This window comes from Actinomyces sp. oral taxon 170 str. F0386, assembly GCF_000195595.1.
Classification (GTDB): domain Bacteria; phylum Actinomycetota; class Actinomycetes; order Actinomycetales; family Actinomycetaceae; genus Actinomyces.
Map to the genome: position 1 here is coordinate 39,054 of NZ_GL882544.1, position 24,880 is coordinate 63,933.

Here is a 24,880-nt window from a genome sequence, read left to right on the forward strand (position 1 = left end):
TCAGTCCCACTCTCCGAGGGTTGCGACCATGACGGCCTTGATGGTGTGCATACGGTTCTCGGCCTGGTCGAAGGCGACGTTGCGCTCGGTCTCGAAGACGTCATCGGTCACCTCCAGGCCTTCCATGCCTGTCTTGGCGAAGATATCTTCACCCACCGTGGTGTTGCGATCGTGGAAGGCCGGCAGACAGTGGAGGAACTTCACGTCGGGATTGCCGGTGGCCTCGACCAGCTCGGCGTTGACCTGGTAAGGGCGCAGCAGGGCGATGCGCTGGTCCCAGACCTCCTTGGGCTCGCCCATCGAGACCCACACGTCGGTGTAGAGGAAGTCGACTCCCTTGACGCCTTCTGCAGCGTTGTCGGTGACGAGAATATGAGCTCCACTCTTCTCCGCCAGCTTCTGGGCCTGGGCCACCACCTCGGGAGGCGTCTGCAGTTCCTTGGGAGCCACCATCCGCACATCCATTCCCATGAGCGCGGCTGAGATGAGCAGCGAGTTGGCCACGTTGTTGCGGGCGTCCCCGAGGTATGCGAAGGAGATCTCCTCAATCGGCTTGCCCGCGTGCTCCAGCATGGTCATCTGGTCTGCGAGCATCTGCGTGGGGTGCCACTCGTCGGTCAGCCCGTTCCACACCGGCACGCCCGAGAGCTCGGCCAGAGCCTCGACGTGCTCCTGCTTCTTGCCGCGGAACTCGATGCCGTCGTAGAAGCGGCCCAGGACCCGGGCGGTGTCCGCCACCGACTCTTTGTGCCCCATCTGCGAGCCCGAGGGGTCCAGGTAGGTCACCTGGGCTCCCTGGTCGTAGGCGGCCACCTCGAAGGAGCAGCGGGTGCGAGTCGAGGTCTTCTCGAAGATGAGTGCGATGTTCTTGCCGGTCAGCCGCTTCACCTCGCGGCCGGCCTTCTTGTCCTCCTTGAGCTGAGCCGCCAGCTGGAGCAGGGTGCCCCACTCATTTGCGGTGAAGTCGAGCTCTTTGAGGAAGCTGCGGTTGTGCAGGGGGTGGGTCATGAGGACTCCTTCGTCTAAGGGGGTGAGCGGGTGATGGGGTTTCTTCATTGACGCCGAAGGCGCAGATGGGGGATCGGCTCAGACAACCGGGTCCCGCAGAATTGGGCAACTCATGCAGTGCGGGCCGCCACGCCCGCGCCCGACCTCCGAGCCCGGGATCGTCAGGACCTCGATACCGCGGGAGGTGAGGTACTCATTGGTGTTGACATTGCGTTCGTAGGCGACGATGACGCCCGGGGCGATGGCCAGCGAGTTGGAACCGTCATCCCACTGCTCACGGGCTGCCGCCATCGAGTCCTGAGGCGTGATGAGCACGGTGAGGTCGTCGATGCCCAGTGCCTGGGCGATGACGCGATACATGTCCTCAGGGTCGTTACGGGTGACGTTGATCTGCCCGCCGTCGCCCGGCCGAAGGGTGAGCGTTGGCAGCATCCCCAGACCTCCATAGATGGTGAAGGTGCCGACATCGACCATGGTCATGACCGTGTCCAGGTGCATCTGCGCGCGCGTCCGGCTCATCTCGACGGCGACGACCCGGTTGACCTTCCCTCCGGCGAAGAGTCTACTGGCGAGTCTTTCGATGCCCTGGGCGGTGGTGCGTTCCGAGACGCCGACCAGTACGGCGCCGTTGCCGATGATCTGGACGTCGCCTCCCTCGACGGTGGCGGGGCCGGCCTGGGTACCCTCGGACCACACGGGGAAGCTCGCGTTCGCGAACCTGGGATGCCAGCGATAGATCGCCTCGTAGTTGATGGTCTCGCGCTGCCTGGCCGGCATCATCATTGAGTTAATGGACACACCGTTATAGATCCAGCAGGACGTGTCACGGGTGAAGAGGTGGTTGGGCAACGGAGCCAGGAGAAGGTCATCGTCGTCCATGGAGGCTAGTACGAGCGAGTCCGGACAGGAGACGCGCTCGAGCAACTCAGCCTTGGTGATGCCAGCGATGAGCACCTCAGCTAGGTCCGCCCCGGACAACCCTTGAGCCAGAGCGCGCAGCGGCTCGGCGGCACTGGGGCCATTGGTGTTCTCATTGACGACTCGGTCCAGGACGTAGTCCCGAGCCTCGGGTACCTCCAGGGTCTCGGCCAGAAGGTTACTGAGGTAAAGCACCTCGATGTCGCGGTCGGTCAGTACGCGTGCAAACTGGTCGTGCTCCTCCTGGGCCCGCTCCAGCCACAGGACATCGTCGAACAGGAGGTGCTCCTTGTTCTGTGGGGTGAGTCGAAGCATCTCACTGCCGGGCCTGTGCAGAATGACCTGCTGAAGCCTCCCGATTTCGGAATCTACGGAAAGATCCATGACTCCCTCTCTGACACTGCACTGTGTCGTTGATGTGGACCATGACGCGTATCACGCGCTCTGACGATTGAAGTGGTACGCCCGTACCGGATTAGTACGAGCGTACCAGACTCACAGAGGGTTGGAAACCTCTTGGCGGAACTGAGTTCGAGGCAAGTTGCGTGAACAACCGTCGTCAAGGCGTGACATTCATCCCATGAGGTGTGTGCTCTTTCGATGGGATTGCTAGGTGTGTCCTGCCTTACAGTCGACATGCCCCCGCGTTGGTAGAAGCCGTACAAAAACGAGGATCCCATCCAGGGCCACCATGAGCGGGACTCTTGCGGGGAACCGTGGAAGGATGCCGAGCATGACCGAGCCCGGCTCCTCCACCTCCGCCACTGCCATCGAGATAGATTCTGAGTCCGTGAACGCTGTCGTCCTCGACTACGGCAATGTCCTGTACGCCTGGGAGCCGATGGCCGCTGTGGCCGGACACGTCTCCGAGGAGGACTGGGAGGAGTTCGTGGCCGACGGCAACTTCCTCGCCTGGAACGAGCGACTGGACCTGGGAGAGCCCTTCGAGCAGGTGCTCGCCGACTACGCCCGCGCACACCCGGACCGCCCTGACTGGACGGAGATCCTCGCCTTGTACCGCGAGCGCTTCACGGCCTCACTGACAGGCCCCGTGCCCGGCATGGCGTCGGTGCTCGATGATCTTCTCGAGGCGGGGGTGGTGCTGTACGGGCTGACGAACTTCGATTCCAGCCTCTTCGAGCAGGCCCGACTCCTGGTGCCTCAGCTCGAGCAGTTCGCTGGCATCGTGGTCTCCGGACGTGAGCACCTGGCCAAGCCCGACGCTGCCATCTTCGAGTTGCTTCTGGAGCGCTATGGTCTCGATGCCGCCAGCACCCTGTTCGTAGACGACTCGGTGGTCAACATCCACTCCGCCGACCGGCTGGGCCTGCGTGTGCACCGCTTCTCCGGTGCGGGACGGCTACGGGCCGCACTGATCTCACTGGGCCTGCTTCCCACGCCGGGGCGGCAGTGAACCCCGCGTTCGGCGGCGTGGAGCCGTAGACTCGGCCCCATGCGTGTGCTTTTCGCCGGAACTCCTGAGGCGGCCCTTCCCACTTTGGAGGCCCTCATCGCCAGTGAGCACGACGTCGTCGGCGTCCTCACCCGTGCGGACGCCCGCAAGGGCCGTGGTCGCTCACTGCATCCCTCGCCGGTGGCCGCCACGGCTCGTGAAGCCGGTCTCGACGTGCGCACTCCGACCACGCTCAAGGGCGAGGCTGCTGATGAGGTGCCTGACTGGGTACGAGGGCTCAATGCCGACGTCGCCGTCGTGGTTGCCTACGGGCGTCTGATCCCGGCCGACCTGCTGGATGTTCCTGAGCACGGATGGCTGAACCTCCACTTCTCCCTGCTCCCGGCCTGGCGCGGAGCCGCCCCTGTCCAACGGGCGGTCATCGCCGGTGAGGAGATCACCGGTGCCTGCGTGTTCCGCCTCGAGGAGGGTCTCGACACCGGCCCTGTTTACGGCCGCATCACCGAGGCGATCGGCGCGACCGACACCAGCGGGGACCTCCTGGAGCGACTGGCGCGAGCCGGGAGCTCTCTGGTTCTCGACGTCCTGGGCTCGGTCGAGGACGGGAGCGTGCGCCCTGAGCCGCAGGACGACGAACTGGCCACCCTGGCTCCGATGCTCTCCACCGCCGACGGCGAGGTTCGCTGGGACGATCCTGCGCTCACCATCGACCGGAGAATCCGGGGAGTGAGCCCGGCGCCAGGTGCGCACACCACCTATCTCGGGGCCAGGTTCCGTCTGGGGCCGGTCACCCCAGTTCCGGAGGTCACTGATCTTCTGCCCGGTCAGATACGTGCCACCAAGCGCGAGGTCCTTGTGGGGACCGGAGGCTGCGCCGTGCGCCTGGGACAGGTCGCACCCGCCGGGCGCAGCTGGATGGCTGCGGATGCCTGGGCTCGTGGCGCCCGTCCGGGGGTGGGGACCGTCCTGGGGGCCCCGGCGTCCGAAGACGGCGAAGGGGACGGCTGATGGGGGAGCGGCCGATGCGTCGAAACACGTCAGGTGGCCACGGTGGGCGTCGCGGCGGTGGAGCCGGTGGACGGCGCAGCAACCGCAGCGAGGACATGAGACGCAGTGAACGGGGTAGCGGAGGCGGCCGAGGGGGTGGACGTGGTCGAGGCAGGCGATCCCGTACGTCAGACGGCGCAGGAGCGGGTGTGCGGTCGCAGGCCCCTCAACGCAGGTCGGATTCGGCGCGCCGAGTGGCCCTGGAGGCGCTCACCCGTGTCCGTCGCGACGACGCCTTCGCCAACCTCCTCCTGCCCGAGCTGCTGGACTCCGCCGACCTGGACCGCCGCGATGCCGGCTTCACCACGGCTCTGACCTACGGAACCCTGCGCCTCCAGGGACGCTACGACGCGATGATCAGCTCCTGCACGGACCGGACCCTGGAGAGGATCGATCCGACCGTGCTCGACGTCCTGCGCCTGGGGTGCCACCAGCTCATGGGGATGAGAGTGGCTCAGCACGCTGCCGTGAGCACCACCGTCGACCTGGCGGCGGACTCCTGCGGTCGCGGTGCCGCCACCTTCGTCAACGCGATCATGCGCCGGCTCAGCGGTCAGGACCTGGACGCCTGGATGAACGACCTACGCCAGAGCGCCCCTGATGAGACAGTCGCCCTGGCGCGTACCCAGTCCCACCCACAGTGGATCGTCAAGGCGCTGCGCCAGGCCCTGACCACCCACGGTCGCAGTGCCGACGAGCTGGAGGCGCTCCTGGTCGCCGACAACACCGACCCCGAGGTGGCTTTGTGCGCCCGGCCCGGTCTCATCGCCCCTGAGGCCCTGGCCAAGATCGCTCGCAAGGCCGACCGGGTCCACGACGTCGAACCCCGCCTGGGGAGGATCAGCCCGCTCGCCGTTGTCATGGTCGGAGGAGATCCCGGCAGGATCGAGGCGATCAGGGACTCCCGGGCCGGGGTCGAGGACGAGGGCAGTCAGCTGGTGGCGCTCATCGCCGCCGAGGCCCCTCTCGAAGGGCGTGACGAGCGCTGGCTCGACCTGTGCGCCGGCCCTGGCGGCAAGGCGGCTCTGCTGGCCGCCAGGGCCGGTCAGAAGGGCGCCCACCTGCTCGCCAATGAGATCAGTCCCCACCGGGCCGACCTGGTGCGCTCCGCCCTGCGTGCGGTGCCGCAGGACACGGTCCATGTGCGCTGCGGGGACGGACGGGATGTCGGACGCGATGAACCGGACTGCTACGACCGGGTCCTGGTCGATGCGCCCTGCACGGGACTCGGCTCGCTGCGTCGTCGGCCGGAGGCCAGGTGGCGCCGGAGGCATGAAGATGTCGCCGTCCTGGCCGAGCTCCAGCGCGAGCTGCTGACCAGTGCCCTGCACGCTGTACGGCGTGGGGGAGTGGTGACCTACGTGACCTGCTCACCGCACGCCCTCGAGACGAGCCTTGTGGTTCGGGACGTCACCCGCCTCCTGAAGCGTCAGGGCCTGAGTGCCGAGATCCTGCACGCCGGAGACGTCGCCACTCGTCTGGCTCCTCAGCCGCCGGCCGGAGCCGACCGCGAGATGCTTCAGCTCTGGCCCCACCTCGACGGCACCGACGCCATGTTCTGCGCCCTGCTGCGCCGCACCAGCTGACGTATCACAGCACCAGGTCACCAGCACCTCGTGAGGAGCATCCCGATGACGACCATCCACCCCTCGATCCTCAACTGCGATATCGCCCATCTGGCCGACGAGCTCGACCGGGTCACAGGAGACGACGGCGCCAGGGGCGCGGACGGGATCCACGTCGATGTCATGGACAACCACTTCGTGCCCAACCTGTCCTGGGGGCTGCCGGTGGTTGAGGCGGTCCTTGCCCATACCGCACTGCCCGTGGACGCCCACCTCATGATCTGTGACGCCGATCGCTGGGCCCCTGCCTACGCCGAGGCCGGCTGTCAGGTCGTCACCCCCCATGCCGAGGCCACCACGGCCCCGGTCCGTCTGGCGCGCGAGCTTCACCGGCTCGGCGCAGGCGCTGGCATTGCGCTGAGACCCGCCACCCCCTTGGAAGCCGTTGCTGACGTGCTGGGGGAGTTCGACCTCCTTCTGCTCATGACCGTGGAGCCGGGATTCGGGGGCCAGTCCTTCATCGAGCCGATGCTGCCCAAGATCCGCCGCGCCCGCGAGCTTGTGGGAAACGGCGGGCTCGACCTGCGCGTGCAGGTCGACGGCGGCATCACCCCTCAGACGATCGAGCGCGCTGCTGAAGCCGGGGCCGACGTCTTCGTCGCCGGATCGGCGGTCTACCGGGCCGACGATGCCCTGGCCGCCATCTCGGAGCTGCGCCAGGCCGCCTTCTCTCACCGGAATGACACCTGCCGCTAATCGCGGAACTGACCCACCCCTCAGAAAGGAGAAGCTCATGAGACAGGTGCGACAGATGGTGCGAAGACACGTCCCTCCCCACCATCCTTGTGGGAAACCTCAAAGGCCCTCAGGGGGTGGGAACCACCTTTGTGAGGCGCCCGTTATGCCGCACCATTGCTGGGGTCTCGGTTGTTACACCAACGCAACTCCCAGTCTTTGTGAGGTTTCCACAAATGGATTGTGGTGCCCTGACCACGTAACGTCGTCGTCCAGCGGATCCTTCAACCTGCGCTTGTAGGGAAGGCACGGATCCATCGCCCGGGCCCATGGAGGGCCCCGCCGCCAACCCGGCACTGTCCAGGCAAGGAGACTCTTGGTGACCCTCTCCCGCATCCTCATCGCCAACCGCGGTGAGATCGCACTACGTATCGTGCGAACCGCCCGCGATCTCGGGGCGACATCGATTCTTCCGTACACGCCCGAGGACCTCATGAGCCCGGCGGCAGAGCTCGCCGACGAGGCCTACGCGCTGCCCGAGGGGTCGTCCTACACCGACGCGGCGGCAGTCCTGGAGCTGGCCCGCACCACCGGTGCTGACGCCATCCACCCCGGTTACGGCTTCCTGTCCGAGGACGCCGACTTCGCCCGCTCAATCATCGAGGCCGGTATCACCTGGGTTGGTCCCTCGCCCGAGGCCATGGATGCCCTCGGAGACAAGATGAGCGCCCGCGCCACCGCCGAGCGCGCCAAGGTCGCTCCCGTCCCCGGCATCACCGACTCGGTCACCGACGCCGGAACCGTCATCGACTTCGCCGCCACCCATGGATATCCGGTCGCCCTGAAGCGCACCGACGGCGGCGGTGGGCGTGGCATCACCGTTCTGCACAACGACGACGAGGTCAGGTCCACCCCCGCTTTCGAGTCCGCGGCGCTGGGTGGCGGCACCCTCATCCTGGAGCGCTTCGTCACCGCCGCGCGCCACATTGAGACCCAGTGCGCCCGGGACTCCCACGGCGGCTTCGCCGTCGTCTCGACTCGCGACTGCTCCTTGCAGCGACGCAACCAAAAGCTTCTCGAGGAGGCCCCGGCCCCCTTCCTGCCCGAGGACGTTCACGACCGTCTCGTCGAGGCCTCCCGCCGCCTTCTGGAGACGGTCGACTACATCGGGGTGGCCACCTGCGAGTTCCTCCTGACCCCTGAGGGCGATGTCTGGTTCCTCGAGGTCAACCCCCGCCTCCAGGTGGAGCACTGCGTCTCCGAGGAGGTCACCGGAACCGACCTGGTCGAGGTCCAGCTGCGCATCGCCGAGGGCGGTCGCCTCGGCGAGCTCAACGAGCCCCGTGGCCACAGCCTCGAGCTGCGCATCACCTGCGAGGATCCCTCCCGCGGCCTGGCCCCCTCCACGGGCGCCATCACCCGCCTGCGCTGGCCGGCCGGTCCCGGTATCCGCATCGAGTCCGGGGTCACCGAGGGCGATGTCGTCACCCCCATGTTCGACCCGATGCTCGCCAAGATCGTGGTCACCGGCGCCACCCGGGAGCAGGCTATCGCCCGCGCCCGGCGTGCCCTGCGCGAGACGATCGTCGAAGGCGTCACCGTGTGCACCCCTCTGCACGCCGAGGTCCTGGAGCGTTCCGACTTCACCACGCCCGACGAGTCCGGACGGCTGACGGTGACGACCCGGTGGATCGAGAACGAGGTGCTGCCCGATCTCGCTGACGCCGGTGCTCCGGCAGACGCCGACGGTTCTCAGGCCGCCCAGGAGGCGGTCACCAACCCGCGTACCCGTTCCAGCTACATCATCGAGCTCAATGGCCGCCGGATGCAGCTGACCCTTCCCGACGGGATCCTCGCCCCCTCCAATCCGGCGCGCGGCTTCAGCCCGCGCAGCAACCGGGCCCAACCGTTACGCGGTCGCTCCGGAGGGGCCACGCGCTCGGCCCGCGGTGGCGCCTCCGGCGAGACCGAGTCAACCAGCTCCGAGCCCGGCGTCATCGCCGCCCCCATGCAGGCGATCGTCACCCGTATCTGTGTGGAGCCCGGCCAGCAGGTCTGTCAGGGCGATCTGCTCGTGGTCCTGGAGTCCATGAAGATGGAGAACTACGTCCACGCGCTCAGTGACGGCACCATCTCGGAGATCCCCGTCGGTGCCGGACGCACGGTCTCCGCCGGTGATGTCCTGGTGCGCATGCACACCCCCGAGAACAGCCCCGAGGAGGCCTGAACCGTGAGCACAGACTCCAGCGCCGGCTCCAGCACGCCGACACAGGGAGCCACGATGGCGGACTCGCCCTCCACCACGGCCTTCCGCCAGCGCATCACCCGCGTCGACAGGGAGGCCGAGGAGCGCGCCGCCACTCGGCAGCACGCCAAGGGAAAGCGCACCGCCCGGGAGCGCATCAACGACCTGCTGGACGACTCCACCTTCCTGGAGATCGGCCGCTACACCGGTTCGGGCGCCGGCGACAAGGCCCGACCCTCCGGCGTCGTCACCGGCTTCGGGCAGATCGACGGCCGTCAGGTGGCCGTCTACTCCCAGGACTTCTCCGTCTCCGGCGGAGCCCTGGGCACCATCGAGGGCGACAAGATCGTTCGCCTCCTGGACGACGCCCTGCGCCTGCGCATCCCCGTCATCGGACTCATCGACTCCGGCGGCGCCAAGATCCAGGAGGGCGTGGGAGCCCTGAGACAGTACGGGCGCATCTTCAACCGCACCTGCGCAGCCTCCGGACTGGTCCCGCAGATCAGCGTCATCCTCGGACCCTGCGCCGGCGGCGCCGTCTACAGCCCGGCCCTGACCGACTTCGTCATCGCCACCCGCCAGGCCTCCCACATGTTCGTCACCGGTCCCGACGTCGTACGCGCCACAACCGGTGAGCAGATCAGCGCCGAGGACCTCGGCGGCGCGAGGATCCACGGTTCGGTCTCCGGCGTCGTCCACTACGTGGCCGAGGACGAGGAGGACGCCCTGGGTCAGGTCCGCAGCTTCCTGGCCTACCTGCCCTCCTCATCCGGGGTCAGCGCCCCCCTGTACGCCTACGACGACGCCGACTCCCAGGCCGACGCCGAGGCCGCCCGCAGCGTCGGAGAGATCGTCCCGGCCTCCACCCGCCAGGCCTATGACGTCGTCGAGGTGGTCTCGGCGGTTGTCGACCACGGTGAGCTCGTCCAGGTCCAGGAGGAGTTCGCCGCCAACGTGGTGGTCGGCTTCGCCTGCTTCGAGGGCCACCCCGTGGGGATCGTCGCTAATCAGCCGCTGGTGGACGCCGGCACTCTAGATGTCGACGCCTCCGAGAAGCTCGCCCGCTTCGTGCGCTTCTGCGACGCCTTCGGGCTGCCGGTGGTCACCTTCGTCGACGTGCCCGGCTACCGCCCCGGCGCCGAGCAGGAGCACGCCGGCATCATCCGCCGCGGCGCCAAGGTCATCAACGCCTACGCCACCGCCACTGTGCCCCTGGTGACGATCGTCCTGCGCAAGGCCTACGGCGGCGCCTACATCGTCATGGGCTCCAAGGCCATCGGCGCCGACCTCAACTTCTGCTGGCCGGGAGCCGAGATCGCCGTCCTGGGCGCCGCGGGCGCAGTCGGCATCATCCACCGCCGCGACCTGGCCAAGGTCCGCGACGAGCAGGGTGAGCAGGCTGCCACCGCCGAGCACGAGCGGCTCGTGGCCGAGTACACCGACGCCGTCATCAACCCCGACAAGGCCGTGGCCATCGGGGAGATCGACGCCGTCATCGCCCCCGAGGACACCCGTGGCGTCATCATCGACTCGCTGGCCGCGCTGCGCGCCAAGAACGACGCCCGCCCCGACTCTCCCAAGAAGCATGACAACATCCCCCTCTGACTCTCTGTCTTCGTCATCATCCGTCCCCAGCCCCGGTCACCGTTCCGAGACCTCCGACCACGCCGTCGCAACACCGAAGGACACCACCACCGTGCACACGACCTCGCAAGCCCCCAGCCCCGCGACCACCATCGCTGAGCGTCTGAGCGGAGGCGAGCCCTACATCATCACCTTCGGTGGCCAGGCCACCCCATGGCGTCAGACGCTCGCCGACCTGGCCTCCCTGGACCAGGCGCTGGCCGACGACGTCGTCGCCGTGGACCAGGCCGTGTCCGAGCGCCTGGCCCCCGTGGCCACCGATCTGCTCACCGTGACCCCGCGTGGCTCGCGGCTTCTGGACGATGCGGCCGCTCCGGTCGTGCCCCAGCACCGCACCACCGCCGACGGAGCCGATGTCTCCGTACCCGGCATCCTCATGGCCCAGCACGCCGCCCTGGCCTCGCTGCCCGGCGTCGGTATCGACACCACCGCCCACGCCCCGATGGGGGCCATCGGCCACTCCCAGGGCGTCCTGGGCGTCAGCCTCCTTGAGGCCGTTCGGACTTCGGACCGCGAGAGAATCATCCAGGTCCACGCCATCGCCCGCCTCATCGGCGCCGCGGCCACCCGCACCACCCGCCGTCTCGACCTGGGGACGGTGGGGGAGTCCACCCCCATGCTCTCGGTGCGTGGTGTGACCCGCAGCGTGCTCGACACCGTCCTGGCCCAGGTGCCCGGCTCCGAGAGGATCTCCGTGGGCGTCACCAACGGTCGCCAGGCCCACATCCTCTCCGGGCGACCCGCCGACCTCGAGCGCGTCGTCACCGCCCTGGAGGCGGCCGCCGCCCGCAGCGCCAAGGCTCGTAAAGACCGCCGCCGCGGCGGTGCCGTTCTGTCTCCCGTCACCGAGTTCCTCACCACCTCGGTGCCCTTCCACACCCCGCTGCTGGGCAGCGCCGTCGACGACGTCGCCGCCTGGGCGGCTGCCTGCGGTCTGGACGAGAAGCTCGCCCGGGACCTGGCCACCGCTGTGCTCATCGACCCGGTCGACTGGCCCGGTCTGGTCACCGAGGCCCTTGGTATCGGCTCGGCCGACCCGGTGCGCACCGTTGTGGACCTGGGGCCGGGCACCGTGCTGGTCCGTCTCACCGAGGGCGTCGTGGCCGGCACCGGTACCACTGTCGTGCCCGCGGGCACCGCCAAGGCCATCGACGACCTCGACCGCGCCGGCGCTGCTCCCCAGCCCAGCGTCGACCGCTCCCGCTTCGCCCCGCGCATCACCCGCCTGCCCGACGGCCGCCTCACCCTGGACACGGCCTTCACCCGCCTGACCGGCCGCAGTGCCGTCCTCCTGGCCGGGATGACCCCCACCACTGTGGACCCCGCCATCGTGGCGGCCGCCGCCAACGCCGGCTACTGGGCCGAGCTCGCCGGTGGTGGGCAGACCACCCCCGCCGTCCTGGCCGAGAACCTGGAGGGCCTGGAGGAGGCGCTCGAGCCCGGGCGAACCGCGGCCTTCAACGCCATGTTCATGGACCGCTACCTGTGGAACCTGCACCTGGGCACCCAGCGCCTGCTGTCCAAGGCCCGTGCCGGCGGTGCCCCCATCGACGGCATCACCATCTCCGCAGGAATCCCCGAGCTCGACGAGGCCACCGCTCTGCTCGAGCGCCTCCACGCCGAGGGCTTCCCCTACATCGCATTCAAGCCCGGCACCGTGGACCAGATCCGCCAGGTGCTGGCCATCGCACGTGCCGTGCCCGACAGCCCCGTCATCATCCAGATCGAGGACGGGCACGCCGGTGGCCACCACTCGTGGGAGGACCTGGACACCATGCTCCTGGCCACCTATGACGCCATCCGCGCCGTGACCAACGTCGTGCTCGTCGTCGGAGGCGGCATCGGTACACCCGCCCGCGCCGCCGACTACCTCACCGGCCGCTGGGCCGAGGCCTACGGCACGGCCGCCGCCCCCGTCGACGGCGTCATGATCGGTACCGCCGCCATGACCTGCCTGGAGGCCAGGACCAACGACGACGTCAAGCAGCTCCTCGTCGATACCCCCGGAATCCCCGAGGACTCCGGGGTCGAGGGCGGCTGGGTCGCCTCGGGGGAGTCCATCGGCGGCATGACGTCGGGTCTGTCCCACCTGCGCGCCGACCTCTACGAGATCGACAACTCCTCGGCCCGGGCCTCCCGCCTCATCCAGGAGCTCGCCGGTGATGAGGCCGCCATGGCCGCTCGCCGCCAGGAGATGATCGACGCCCTGGCCAAGACCGCCAAGCCCTACTTCGGCGACGTCGAGGAGATGACCTACCTCGAATGGGCCACCCGCTACGCCGAGTTGTGCGTCGCCCCGCACGAGGGTCGGCCCGCCACCCGCGCCGACTGGGCTGACGAGGGGTGGTACGACCGCTTCATCGACCTGCTGCACCGTGTCGAGGCCCGCCTGAGCCGGGCCGACCACGGTGAGATCCTCACGCTCTTCGCCGACTACGACGCCGTCATCGACTCCGACGCCGCCCTGGCCGCCCTGGCTGAGCGCTACCCGTCGGCCGCCTCCACCCTCGTGGAGCCCGTCGACGCCGCCTGGTTCGTCGACCTGTGCCGCAAGCACCCCAAGCCCGTGCCCTTCGTGCCCGTGGTCGACGCCGACATCCTGCGCTGGTGGGGCACCGACTCCCTGTGGCAGTCCCAGGACCCGCGCTACACCGCCGACCAGGTGCGCATCATCCCCGGTCCCGTGGCTGTCGCCGGCATCACCACCATCAACGAACCCGTCGGTGAGCTGCTGGGCCGCTTCGAGACCGCCGCCGTCGAGGCCCTCCACGACGCCGGCACCGGCGAGCAGGAGGCAGCCGGCCGCCTGGGCGCTGCCCCCGCCGTGGCCGACGGGGCGCTGGCCGCCCCTGTGGCCGACGCCAAGGAGCTCGTCCAGGTCGCCCCCCACGTCCTGTGGAACGGCCACCTGACCGTCAACCCGGCCACCGTCCTGGGTGACGACGCCTACAACGTCGTCGCCCGCCCGGACGTCGCCGAGGACGCCTACGACCTCGACATCCGCCTCGACACCCACTGGGACGGCACCCCCGGCGGCGACGAGATCCACGCAGTGCGCCGTCTTGTGGTGCCGCTGCGGCTGGCCCGCGCCTGGGACGGTGCCGCCCCGCTGGTCGACCCTGAGCGCATCAGCGAGACGATGAACGACCTGCTGCGCTCCACCGCCGGTGTGGGCGCCGTGTCGATCACAGGCGACGACGTCGACCACCTGCCCGAGGTCCGCCCCGCGCAGCCCGAGGCCACGGACGCCCTGGGGCGTCTCGCCACCCAGCCCTTCGGCACCATCCACGGCTCCTTCACGCTGGCTAGCACCCTGGGCCACGACCACGCCTCGGTGACGGCCGACGCGCTACCGGTGGACCTCTCAGCCGCCCCGTTCGTCCCCGACGCCCTCCTCGGCCCCTGCTGGCCGGTGGTCTACGCCGCCCTGGGCAGCGTCGTCGAGGACGGCATGCCGCTCATCGAGGGGCTGCTCGGTGCGGTCCACCTGGACCACACCATCGACCTGCATCTCACCCTCCACCAGCTCCAGGCAGCTGCGGCCACCACCAGCCCCACGATCAAGGTCACCGGCTGGGTCGCGGCCCTGGAGGAGTCCAGCGCCGGCCGCGTCGTCGACGTGCGCCTGGAGCTGACCGACGCAGATGACGGCACCATCGTGGCGCTCATGCGCGAGCGTTTCGCCATCCGCGGCCGAGCTTCCGGCAACGCCGTGCCCAGCGCACCCGAGCTGGCCGGTGGCACCGGGCGCGAAACCGCTCCGGCAGCCCGTCGTATCCTGCGCCGCACCACCGTCACCGCGCCTGCCGACATGACGGCCTTCGCCCGGGTCACCGGCGACTTCAACCCGATCCACACCTCTTACAACGCCGCCCACGTGGCCGGCATGGACGCACCGCTCGTCCACGGCATGTGGCTGTCGGCCACCGCCCAGCAGGTGGCGGCCTCCACCGCAGCCGACGGCTCGCGCCACGTGCTGGCGGGCTGGACCTACGTCATGACCGGACCGGTGGAGCTGGGCGACGACGTCGAGATCACCGTGGAGCGCACCGGCCTGGTGGTCGGTGGTGGCTACGTCCTGGAGGTCGTCTGCCGCATCAACGGTGAGGTCGTCTCCCGCGGCACTGCCGTGACGACGCCCGAACCCACCGCCTACATCTACCCCGGCCAGGGCATCCAGGCCCCCGGCATGGGTCTGGACGAGATGAGCTCCTCCAAGGCCGCTCGTGAGGTCTGGGAACGAGCCGACGCCCACACCCGCGCCGAGCTCGGCTTCTCCGTCATCAACCTGGTGCGTGACAACCCCACCGAGATGACCGCCCGCGGCGTCACCTACCGCCACCCCGAGGGCCTGCTCAACCTCACCCAGTTCACCCAGGTGGCCCTGGCCACCGTGGCCATGGCGACCACCGCGCGCCTGGCCGAGGCCGGTGCCCTGGTGGAGAACGCAGCCTTCGCCGGCCACTCCCTGGGCGAGTACACGGCCCTGAGCGCCTACGGACGCGTCATGCCCGTGGAGACGACGATCTCGATCGTCTTCCAGCGCGGCTCCACCATGCACTCGCTGGTGCCGCGCGACGCAGACGGTGCCTCGAATTACCGGATGGGCGCGCTGCGCCCCAACCAGGCCGGGATCAAGGCCGACGAGGTTGAGGCCTACGTGCAGTCGATCTCCCAGGAGACCAGCGAGTTCCTCCAGATCGTCAACCACAACCTGGCCGGCGTCCAGTACGCCGTCGCCGGCACAATCAAGGGCCTGGACGCCCTGGCCGCGGACGCCCGCGCCAAGGCCAAGGCGCGCGGTGGCAAGAACCCCTTCATGTTCGTGCCCGGCATTGACGTGCCCTTCCACTCCGAGGTGCTGCGTCCCGGCGTCCCTGAGTTCCGCGGTCGCCTGCTCGAGCTCGTCCCCAACGACCTCGATGTCGAGCGCCTCGTGGGCCACTACGTGCCCAACTTGGTGGCGCGTCCCTTCGCACTGACCCAGGACTTCGCCCGCTCGATCCTTGAGGTCGTTCCTTCCGAGCCGATTGAAGAGATCCTGGCCGACTGGGACTCCTGGGTGAAGCGTCCCACCGAGCTCGCCCGTGTCCTACTGGTCGAGCTCCTGGCCTGGCAGTTCGCCTCCCCGGTGCGTTGGATCGAGACCCAGGAGGTCCTGCTGTCCTCTCTGAGCGAGGGAGGCCTGGGGATCGAGCACGTCGTCGAGGTCGGCCTGGCGGGCTCGCCCACCCTGGCGAATCTGGCCACCAATACCCTGCGCCTGCCCCAGCACGCCGGGCGCCACGTCACCGTGCACAACGCGCGCCGTGACGAGGCGCGGGTCCTGGCCACCGACACCGACCCGGCTGTGGAGCTCACCGAGCCGGAGTTCGACGCCCCGGCCACCGAGGAGCCCGCCGCTGAGACCGGCTCCTCTGCAGAGACGGCTGCCGCCACGCCATCCCCGGCTCCCACGGTCGAGGCCGCACCCGCTCCGACGGCTCCGGCCGCCGGCGGGCCGGTCGATGACCTGTCCTTCGGAGCGACCGACGCTCTGACGGTGCTGCTGGCCCACGCCTCACGCATCCGCCCCGAGCAGATCGGCGCCACCGACACCACCGAGACGCTCACCAACGGCGTCTCCTCGCGCCGCAACCAGCTCCTCATGGACCTGGGCACCGAGCTCGAACTCGCCTCCATCGACGGCGCCGCCGATGCCGACATGACCGCCCTGGCGGCCACGGTCGCCAAGGGCGCCCCCGGCTACAAGGCCTTCGGCCCCGTCCTCACCGAGGCTATCCGTGTGGGCCTGGGCCGTCTGCTCGGCCCCTCCGGCGTTCGCGCCTCACGGATCGCCGACCGCGTCACCGGCACCTGGGGCCTGGGTCAGGGCTGGGTCTCCCACGTGACCGCCGCCCTGTTCCTGGGCACCCGTGAGGGTTCCTCGATGCGAGGCGAGGACCTGGCCTCTTTGGGGTCCTCGGCCCCGCTGACCAGCGCCGGCGCCGTCGACGCTCTTATTGACTCCGCTGTCCAGGCGGTTGCCGCCGACCACGGTGTGGCCGTCTCCAAGCCGAGTGCCGGTGGCGCTGGCGGAGCGGTCGTCGACTCCGCCGCTCTGGACGCCTTCGCTCAGAGCGTCACCGGTGAGGAGGGAGTCCTGGCCGCTACCGCCCGCACCCTTCTGGATGCCCTGGGCCTGACCGAGAAGGCCACTGTTCCGGCAGACGCCGACGACGAGGCCGCTCGCACCCGGGCCGCTCTGGCAGCCCTGGACGCCGAGCTCGGGGCAGGATGGGTCAAGTCCGTCACCCCGGCCTTCGCCGCCGAGCGCGCCGTCCTCATCGACGACCGCTGGGCCACCGCCCGTGAGGACGTCGCCCGCCTCGGTTCCGGCGAGACCGACCTGGACGCCTCCCGCCACCTCCTGGCACCCGAGCGCTTCGTGGGCCTGGGGCAGGCGGTGGCCGACCACGCCACCTGGTGGGCGAAGCAGGTCAAGGGCTCCGAGCTGGCCGACGCCGCCGAGCGCGCCGCCATCCTGACCGAGATCGCCCAGGCAGCCCCGAAGACCCCCCAGACCGGTGACTCCACGGTCCGCTGGTCCGAGGACGTCGCCGTCGTTACCGGCGTGGCGCCCAGCTCCATCGCCGCAGCCGTTGTCGGGGACCTCCTAGCCGGTGGAGCCACCGTGGTGGCCACCAGCTCGCGTCTGACACACGAGCGCCTGGACTTCGCCACCGCTCTTTACCGCGAGCACGCCGCGGCCGGGGCCAAGCTGTGGATGGTCCCGGCGAACCTGTCCTCCTACCGCGACGTCGACGCCCTGGCGGAGTGGATCGGCAACGACCAGGTGGTCACCTCCGGCGGATCCACCAAGGTCGTCAAGGAGGCCCTGGTTCCCACCCTCCTGTTCCCCTTCGCCGCGCCACGCGTCTCCGGAACGCTGGCCGACGCCGGCCCCGCCGCGGAGTCCCAGTCCCGGCTGCTGCTGTGGTCGGTGGAGCGCACCATAGCCGCCCTGAGCGCGATCGGCACCGACACCCACGTCGACCATCGTCTCCACGTGGTGCTGCCCGGGTCCCCGAACCGGGGCATCTTCGGCGGTGATGGCGCCTATGGCGAGGTCAAGGCCGCCCTGGACGCGATCGCCAACCGCTGGTCCTCCGAGCGGGCCTGGGCCCAGCGCGTCACACTGGCTCACCCACGTATCGGCTGGGTCAAGGGCACCGGCCTCATGGGCGGCAACGACCCACTCGTCGCCGCCGTCGAGGCCGCCGGGATCCGCACCTGGACCACCGAGGAGATCGCCTCCGAGCTGACCGACCTGTGCACCACCGAGGTGCGCACCCGCGCCGCGGAGGCTCCCGTGAACGCCGACCTCACCGGCGGACTGGGTGACGGCATCGACCTGGTCGCCCTGCGTGAGAACGCTGCCGCACAGGCCACCGCACCCGCTCAGGAGACCGAGATTCCGGCCGTCATCAAGGCCCTGCCCACCCCGGTCGTTCCGACCCAGCCCACCGCCCCCCAGTGGGGCGAGGTGAACGCCGACCTCGATGACCTGGTCGTCATCATCTCCACCGGCGAGGTCTCCACCTGGGGCTCGGGCCGCACACGTCGCGAGGCCGAGCTGGGCATGAGCGGCGGGGAGGACGTCGACCTGACCGCCGCCGGCGTTCTCGAGCTCGCCTGGGGCATGGGGCTGCTCACCTGGCAGGACAGCCCCAAGGCCGGCTGGTACGACACCGACGGCGAGATGGTCGAGGAGTCCGACATCCTGGACCGCTACCGCGACGAGGTCGTGGCCCGCTGCGGAATCCGCGAGTTCGTTGACGACGGTGTCATCGCGCCGATCGCCGACGAGGAGGTCACCGTCTACCTCGACCGCGACATCACCCTGTCGGTTCCCGACGAGGCCACGGCCCGCACCATCGAGGCCTCCGACCCCGAGCACACACTCGTGGTGCCCGATGCGGAGACCGGCGAGTGGACCGTCACGCGCCTGGCCGGCTCACTGGCCCGGGTGCCGCGCCGTGCTGCCCTGTCGCGCACGGTCGGCGGCCAGTTCCCGCGCGATTTCGATCCGGAGCGCTGGGGCATCCCCGCCTCGATGACTCAGGGCATGGACCCGATCGCCTCCTGGAACCTGGTTACCGCCGTCGACGCCTTCCTGTCTGCCGGCTTCACCCCGGCCGAGCTGCTCAAGGCCGTCCACCCCTCCGATGTGGCCTCCACGCAGGGCACCGGATTCGGTGGCATGGAGTCGATGCGCAAGATGTTCGTCGGCCGGTTCCTGGGGGAGGAACGTCCCAGCGACATCCTCCAGGAGGCCCTGCCCAACGTCGTGGCCGCCCACGTCATGCAGTCCTACATCGGCGGCTACGGCGCCATGGTTCAGCCAGTGAGCGCCTGCGCCACCGCGGCCGTCTCCATCGAGGAGGGCTGGGACAAGATCGCCCTGGGCAAGGCCGATGTCGTCGTGGCCGGCGCCATCGACGACATCTCGATCGAGTCCGTCGTCGGCTTCGGCAACATGAACGCCACCGCGGAGGCCGCGACCATGCGCGCCAAAGGCATCTCCGACCGCCACTTCTCGCGTGCCAACGATCGCCGTCGCGGTGGCTTCGTGGAGGCCGAGGGAGGCGGCACGGTGATTCTGGCCCGCGGCTCGGTCGCGGCCCAGATGGGCCTGCCGGTGGCCGGTGTGGTCGGATTCGTCTCGTCCTACGCGGACGGCGCCCACACCTCAATCCCGGCACCCGGCCTGGGCGCCCTGGGTGCCGGCCGCGGTGGGCGCAGCTCGCGCCTGGCCAAGGCCCTTGCGGCACTGGGCGTAGAGGCCGATGACATCGCGCTGGTCTCCAAGCACGACACCTCAACCGGCGCCAACGACCCCAACGAGTCCGAGCTGCACACGCGCCTGGCGCGCGCTCTGGGACGCTCCGAGGGCAACTCGCTGGTGGCGGTCTCACAGAAGACCATCACCGGTCACGCCAAGGGCGGTGCCGCGGTCTTCCAGGTCGCCGGCCTCACAGAGATCCTCGCCTCCGGCGTGGCTCCCGGTAACGCCTCGTTGGACGTCGTCGACGCCCCACTGGCCAAGGACGCCTTCTGGGTGTGGCCGCGCAGGCCCATCCGCCTGGCCGGCCGTGGCGGCAGGGACGGGCGTGTCCCCGGCGCCGGCCCGGTGCGTGCGGGGCTGCTGACCTCGTTGGGCTTCGGGCACGTCTCAGGTCTCATCGCGATCGTCCACCCCGGTGCCTTCGAGGCCGCACTGCGTCAGGCCGCTGGCCAGGAGGCGGTCGACGCCTGGCTGGCCTCTGCCAACGCCCGCCTGGCAGCCGGCACGAGGCGTCGCCGCGCCGGCATGATCGGTCGGGCTCCGCTGTTCGAGCCGGTCCAGGGCCGACGCCTGGGCGAGGAGTCCAGGCAGCGCGACCCGCACGAGGTTGAGGCCGCCATGCTGCTCGACCCCGACGCCCGTCTGGGCACTGACGGCGTCTACCACACCGGGGAGTAGACTCATCCACAAGGGCGGATGGGGCCGGTTCTACAGACGATATCTATCGTCTGTAGAACCGGCCCCATTATGCTCACCCGGAGTCGTCAAAGGAATTGCGTAAATGATTCGTAAGCTGTACTTCATGAGGGTTCCATGACGGCTGACCCGCAACTTCCCGAAATGCCGCGGACGCCCCCCGGTGCAACCGTCTTAACGGTGGGCACGGACCTGGTACATGTTCCAGACTTCGAGACCCAGCTCAATCAGCCCGGCACCGTCTTCGCACAACGGGCCTTCACTGCGCGTGAGCTCCGTGAGGCCCGCCGCCGCGCGCAGGAGAAGGGATCGAGCCCAGCCCAGCACCTGGCCGCCAGATGGGCGGCCAAGGAGGCGTTCATCAAGGCCTGGAGCCAGGCGCACGTGCAATGCGCTAACGGTCGCGGAAATACCATCTCCCCGGTTATCCTGAGCGAGGACGTCGACTGGCGCGAGGTTGAACTTATCACTGATCGATGGGGACGGCCGTCCTTGCGTCTGAGCGGCGCTATTGCCCGCGCTGTTGAACATAGTCTCGGACAGGAGGTATCGACCCCAGGGTGCTGGCCGGTTTCTCTGAGCCATGACGGTGACTATGCGGTCGCAATCGTCGTTCATACGCGTTGAAGCCATACCAGCACAAGGCAAAAGCGGAATTCTTGATTCTGTCGCGTCTCTCCGGCCGCGACACGTCTCGCCGCTGACTGACATGAGGACACATGAATGACTGACGGTACCTATCAGGCCATCGCGATGATCATCTACTTCGTGGCCATGCTCGCCATCGGAGGCTGGGCCTATCTGCGAACGGACAACTTCGATGACTACATGCTCGCCGACCGCGACCTCAACCCCTGGGTGGCGGCCCTGTCCGCCGGAGCCTCGGATATGTCGGGGTGGCTGCTCATGGGGCTACCAGGCGCCCTGTACGCCAGCGGTCTGGTTGGGGGGTGGATCGCCATCGGCCTGACGATCGGGGCGCTGGCGAACTGGCTGCTGGTAGCACCTCGCCTGCGCGCCTACACCGAGGTCGCCAACAACTCCATCACCGTCCCCAGCTTCCTGGACAACCGTCTCCACGACACACGCAGGTTGCTGCGCTGGTCAAGCGGCCTGATCATCCTGGTCTACTTCACCTTCTACGTCTCCTCCGGCATGGTCGCCGGCGGACGGTTCTTCGAGTCCTCCTTCGGGATGGACTACCACCTGGGCATGGTCATCGTCGCGGCCATCACGGTGGTCTACACGCTCATCGGCGGGTTCCTGGCCGTGTCCTACACCGACTTCATCCAAGGACTCATGATGGTGGCCGCCCTGGTCATGGTGCCCATCGCCGGAGTCATGCACGTCGGAGGGCTGGGTAACCTCGTCAAGGCCGTCTCCGAGGTCGACCCCCACTACTGGGCCATCTGGGGCCCGACGACGACGATCATCGGGGTCATCTCGGCTCTGGCCTGGGGCCTGGGCTACTTCGGTCAGCCGCACATCATCGTCCGCTTCATGGCCATCCGCAGTCCTAAGGAGGCTGTCGCCGGCGGCACCATCGGGATCGGCTGGATGCTCTTCGCCGTCCTCGGCGCCGCCGGAACCGCCATCGCCGGCGTGGCCGTCTACCAGCACGACAAGAGCAAGTTGGCAGATCCGGAGACCGTCTTCATCGCCTTGGGAAAGCTGCTCTTCCACCCGCTGGTCGCCGGGTTCATGCTGGCCGCGATCCTTGCCGCGATCATGTCGACGATCTCCTCCCAGCTACTCGTCACCTCCTCGGCGCTCATTGAGGACCTCTACGGATCAATGACCCGCACGCGTGGCGGCGACGTCAGCGGCAACCGGATGGTGCTCTACTCGCGCATGGCGGTCTTCGCGATCGCCCTGGTTGCGGCCGTCATGGCCTGGAACCCCAGTAAGACGATCCTTGATCTCGTGGCCTTCGCCTGGGCCGGCTTCGGGGCCTCATTCGGGCCCACCATCCTGCTGTCCCTGTACTGGAGACGCCTGAGCGCCATGGGCGCCTTCATCGGCATGATCACCGGTGCCGTCATCGTCATGGTCTGGGGGAACGTCTCCGGCGGTCCGGGCGGTATCTTCGATCTCTACGAGATCGTGCCCGGCTTCCTGGGCAACCTGGCCGTGGCCTGGGCCGTGTCTCGCACGAGCCGGCCCTCGGAGGAGATCTCTCAGGAGTTCGAGGCGGCCGTTGCTGCCGCCCGCACGTAGTCGAAAGGCCCTGAGGCTGATATGAGCACGCGGATCGTCGTCGCGCCCGATTCCTTCAAGGAGTCCATGACTGCGGTGCAGGCGTCTCGGGCCATGGCGGCCGGAGTACGGGACTCCCTGCCCATGTGCCTGGTCGATCAGGTCCCCGTCTCCGACGGCGGAGAGGGTTTCGCTGAGGCCGTGTCCGCCGCCTGGGGCGCCTTATGGCGAGCAGTAGCCACTGTTGATGCCCTGGGGCGGCCCCGGACTGCAGGATTCGGACTCGACGGCGACCGGGCCGTCATCGATCTGGCCTCCAGCGTGGGGCTTGAGCACATCGTGCCGGATGAGCGCGACGTGATGCATTCCTCGACCATCGGGCTGGGGCATGTCATCGCAGCCTCGGTCGACGCTGGCGCCCGCTCACTGCTTATCGGGTTGGGAGGCTCGGCCTCCAACGACATGGGCCTGGGGATGCTCGTGGCGCTGGGGGCCAGATGCCTCGACGAGCAGGGGCACAAGGTGGAACCGGTACCCGCCGAGTTCTCCCGCATCCGGCGGATTGAGGTCGAGCCGGCTCGCCGTCGTCTTGAGGGTGTGCGCATCACGGTGGCCGGTGACGTGACGAATCCACTCACGGGCCCCCACGGCGCGGCAGCCGTCTTCGGACCGCAGAAGGGACTGACCGAGCCTGCGATCACATGGGTCGACGGCGAGATGACGCGCCTTGCCGGAGTCCTCGGCCTGAGCCACTGGGCCAGCTGCCCGGGCACCGGGGCGGCAGGCGGCACCGCCTTCGCCCTGGCCGCTGTTCTTGGGGCGGAGCTTGCCATCGGCATCGATCATCTGGCTCGCGTCGTCGGGCTACGTGAACGCCTGGAGTCAGCCGACCTACTGCTGACGGGGGAGGGTTCCTTGGACGCGCAGTCCTTGGATGGCAAGGCGGTCAGCGGAGTACTCCGTCTGGCTTGCGAGTGCAGCGTGCCATCCATGGTTTTCGCCGGGCGGGTCAAGATGGGTGCCAAGGCTCAGCAGCGCCTGGCTGATCTGAGGGCCCAGGAGATCATCCAGATCTCTGATCCTTCAGAGCCGCTGGGAACGTCTCTGCAGCGAGGCCCATATCATCTGCGTCGGGCAGTTGCGGATGTTGTGCGTCGCTTTTCTACTGGTTGCCCCCTCAAGACACGCTCTGGATGACGTTCTGTGAGTGCACGCGCCATCATTGAGAAGCAATGGATGTCGCCGTAGAACCATCATGTTGTATGCTTACCGGCAGCAACGTGCTCCGGGGTCGGTGAGAGTCCGAACCGGCGGTAACAGTCCGCGACCCGCTTCGTGCCACGGCAGCGTCAAGCAGCCGGGGGACCAGTGGTTGAGCCGGTGGAACTCCGGCACCGACGGTGAAAGTCCGGATGGGAGGATGCGCGTGGCGCCCGGCGGGGAGACCCGCAGTTCAAGACAACGTCCCGATCTCACGGACAGCCGTGGGCTCACCGGATCTTGGACTTGACGGGCGCCCAGCACGTGTGCGCCGACCGACGGCGTGCAGGCGGACCCCGGTACAGCCGGGAGCGCTCGTTCCCGGAAGGACCCGGGAGGAAACCGTCGTGTACAGCCCCAGCCCCGTCGGCAAGGCCGCGCGCTTCCACGCTTCCCCCGCCGAGCCGCCCAGTGACGTTCCAGAGCCATCGACGTCCTCAGCCTCGTCGATGACCTCCCCGTCAGAGTCGTTCTCAGAGTCGCCGTCCAGGCCTTCGGCTCGTCGCCGACGTCGCATCCGCGCTGCTGAGCGGAGCGGGCCATTGCCCGCCGTCGTCCTGGGAGCGGCACTGCTTATCATCTGGCAGCTCGTCGCCGGCTCGGGGGCCGTTCCCGAGATCTTCCTACCCAGCCCCTGGGCGGTCGTCACCCGCCTGTGGCTGAACCTCACTCAGGCCGGGCTGGGATGGAGAGCCTGGATCACGCTGCGTGAGGCCCTCCTCGGCTGTCTCCTGGCCGCCGTGTTCGCTCTGCCCCTGGCCTGGGCCCTGTACCGCTGGCGGCTGTTCTCCCGAACCATCCTGCCCTATGTCGCTGCGAGCCAGGCGGTTCCCGGCATCGCCGTCGCGCCCCTCATGGTTCTGTGGATCGGTTACGGAACTCTTCCCATCGTGGTCCTGTGCGCCTTCATGGTCTTCTTCCCCATCACCATCACGGTGCTCCTGGGGCTGCGCGGCCTGGACGCCGACGTCATGGACGCCGCCCGGCTCGACGGCGCTCATGGCCTGAGCATGCTTATCCACATGGAGCTTCCGATGGCCTTGCCGGCGGTCTACACCGGGTTGCGTACCGGTTTCACCCTGTCAGTCACCGGTGCGGTCGTCGGCGAACTCATCATGGGCGGCGAGGGCCTGGGTACCGTGCTCTCCACGCAGCAGAGCCGGGGCGACACGACCGGCGTATTCGCCACGATCACGCTCCTGTGCGTGCTGGCCACATCCATCCACTGGGTGCTCCACGAGCTCGAGCGACGCAGCCGCACCGTGGACGCCCTACGAGGCCGACACGCCACCTGAGCCCTGCGCGGCCCCCCGCTTCTCACCCCT

13 protein-coding genes and 1 riboswitch are annotated in these 24,880 nt (G+C 68.8%); of the genes, 11 read left to right on the plus strand and 2 right to left on the minus strand.

The window, feature by feature from the left end; all coding sequences use genetic code 11:
• Both argF and arcA read right to left on the minus strand, forming a co-directional pair.
• Entirely contained in the window at positions 1-1,008 is a 1,008-nt protein-coding gene (gene argF / locus HMPREF9056_RS08275; protein ID WP_034514313.1) for an ornithine carbamoyltransferase, read from the minus strand.
• A 78-nt stretch (positions 1,009-1,086) separates the two neighbouring features.
• Complete coding sequence (gene arcA / locus HMPREF9056_RS08280; RefSeq protein ID WP_009404380.1) at positions 1,087-2,310, minus strand: arginine deiminase; 1,224 nt, start codon at positions 2,308-2,310, stop codon at positions 1,087-1,089.
• 349 nt (positions 2,311-2,659) lie between these two features.
• Here arcA and HMPREF9056_RS08285 point away from each other — a divergent pair, with 349 nt between their 5' ends.
• The 11 genes from HMPREF9056_RS08285 to HMPREF9056_RS08335 all read left to right on the plus strand — a co-directional run bounded on the left by HMPREF9056_RS08285 (position 2,660) and on the right by HMPREF9056_RS08335 (position 24,850).
• Positions 2,660-3,340 (plus strand): HAD-IA family hydrolase, encoded by a 681-nt coding sequence (locus HMPREF9056_RS08285; RefSeq protein WP_157185044.1) that lies wholly within the window; start codon positions 2,660-2,662, stop codon positions 3,338-3,340.
• A gap of 39 nt (positions 3,341-3,379) precedes the next feature.
• Positions 3,380-4,348: a methionyl-tRNA formyltransferase gene (fmt, locus tag HMPREF9056_RS08290; protein WP_009404384.1), complete on the plus strand. Its 969-nt coding sequence runs from the start codon at positions 3,380-3,382 to the stop codon at positions 4,346-4,348.
• Between the two features lie 233 nt (positions 4,349-4,581).
• Positions 4,582-5,973 carry an RsmB/NOP family class I SAM-dependent RNA methyltransferase gene (locus HMPREF9056_RS08295; protein ID WP_009404385.1) on the plus strand — a complete coding sequence of 464 codons (1,392 nt, stop codon included), beginning with the start codon at positions 4,582-4,584 and terminating at the stop codon, positions 5,971-5,973.
• A 45-nt stretch (positions 5,974-6,018) separates the two neighbouring features.
• Positions 6,019-6,708 carry a ribulose-phosphate 3-epimerase gene (rpe, locus tag HMPREF9056_RS08300; RefSeq protein WP_009404386.1) on the plus strand — a complete coding sequence of 230 codons (690 nt, stop codon included), beginning with the start codon at positions 6,019-6,021 and terminating at the stop codon, positions 6,706-6,708.
• 358 nt (positions 6,709-7,066) lie between these two features.
• Complete coding sequence (locus HMPREF9056_RS08305) at positions 7,067-8,914, plus strand: biotin carboxylase N-terminal domain-containing protein (protein ID WP_034514314.1); 1,848 nt, start codon at positions 7,067-7,069, stop codon at positions 8,912-8,914.
• Positions 8,915-8,968: 54 nt separating this feature from the next.
• Positions 8,969-10,537 (plus strand): acyl-CoA carboxylase subunit beta, encoded by a 1,569-nt coding sequence (locus HMPREF9056_RS08310; protein ID WP_009404389.1) that lies wholly within the window; start codon positions 8,969-8,971, stop codon positions 10,535-10,537.
• A 91-nt stretch (positions 10,538-10,628) separates the two neighbouring features.
• Positions 10,629-20,081, plus strand: a complete 9,453-nt coding sequence (locus HMPREF9056_RS08315; protein ID WP_009404412.1) for a type I polyketide synthase — start codon at positions 10,629-10,631, stop codon at positions 20,079-20,081.
• Positions 20,082-20,216: 135 nt separating this feature from the next.
• Positions 20,217-20,726, plus strand: a complete 510-nt coding sequence (locus HMPREF9056_RS08320; RefSeq protein ID WP_034514315.1) for a holo-ACP synthase — start codon at positions 20,217-20,219, stop codon at positions 20,724-20,726.
• A 96-nt stretch (positions 20,727-20,822) separates the two neighbouring features.
• Complete coding sequence (putP, locus tag HMPREF9056_RS08325) at positions 20,823-22,316, plus strand: sodium/proline symporter PutP (RefSeq protein ID WP_009404416.1); 1,494 nt, start codon at positions 20,823-20,825, stop codon at positions 22,314-22,316.
• Positions 22,317-22,337: 21 nt separating this feature from the next.
• Positions 22,338-23,492 (plus strand): glycerate kinase, encoded by a 1,155-nt coding sequence (locus HMPREF9056_RS08330; protein WP_009404418.1) that lies wholly within the window; start codon positions 22,338-22,340, stop codon positions 23,490-23,492.
• 79 nt (positions 23,493-23,571) lie between these two features.
• Positions 23,572-23,723: riboswitch (FMN riboswitch) on the plus strand.
• Positions 23,724-24,004: 281 nt separating this feature from the next.
• The gene (locus HMPREF9056_RS08335; protein ID WP_253270003.1) at positions 24,005-24,850 is read left to right on the plus strand and encodes an ABC transporter permease; all 846 of its coding nucleotides are present in this window, start codon (positions 24,005-24,007) and stop codon (positions 24,848-24,850) included.
• The last annotated feature ends 30 nt before the right edge of the window (positions 24,851-24,880 follow it).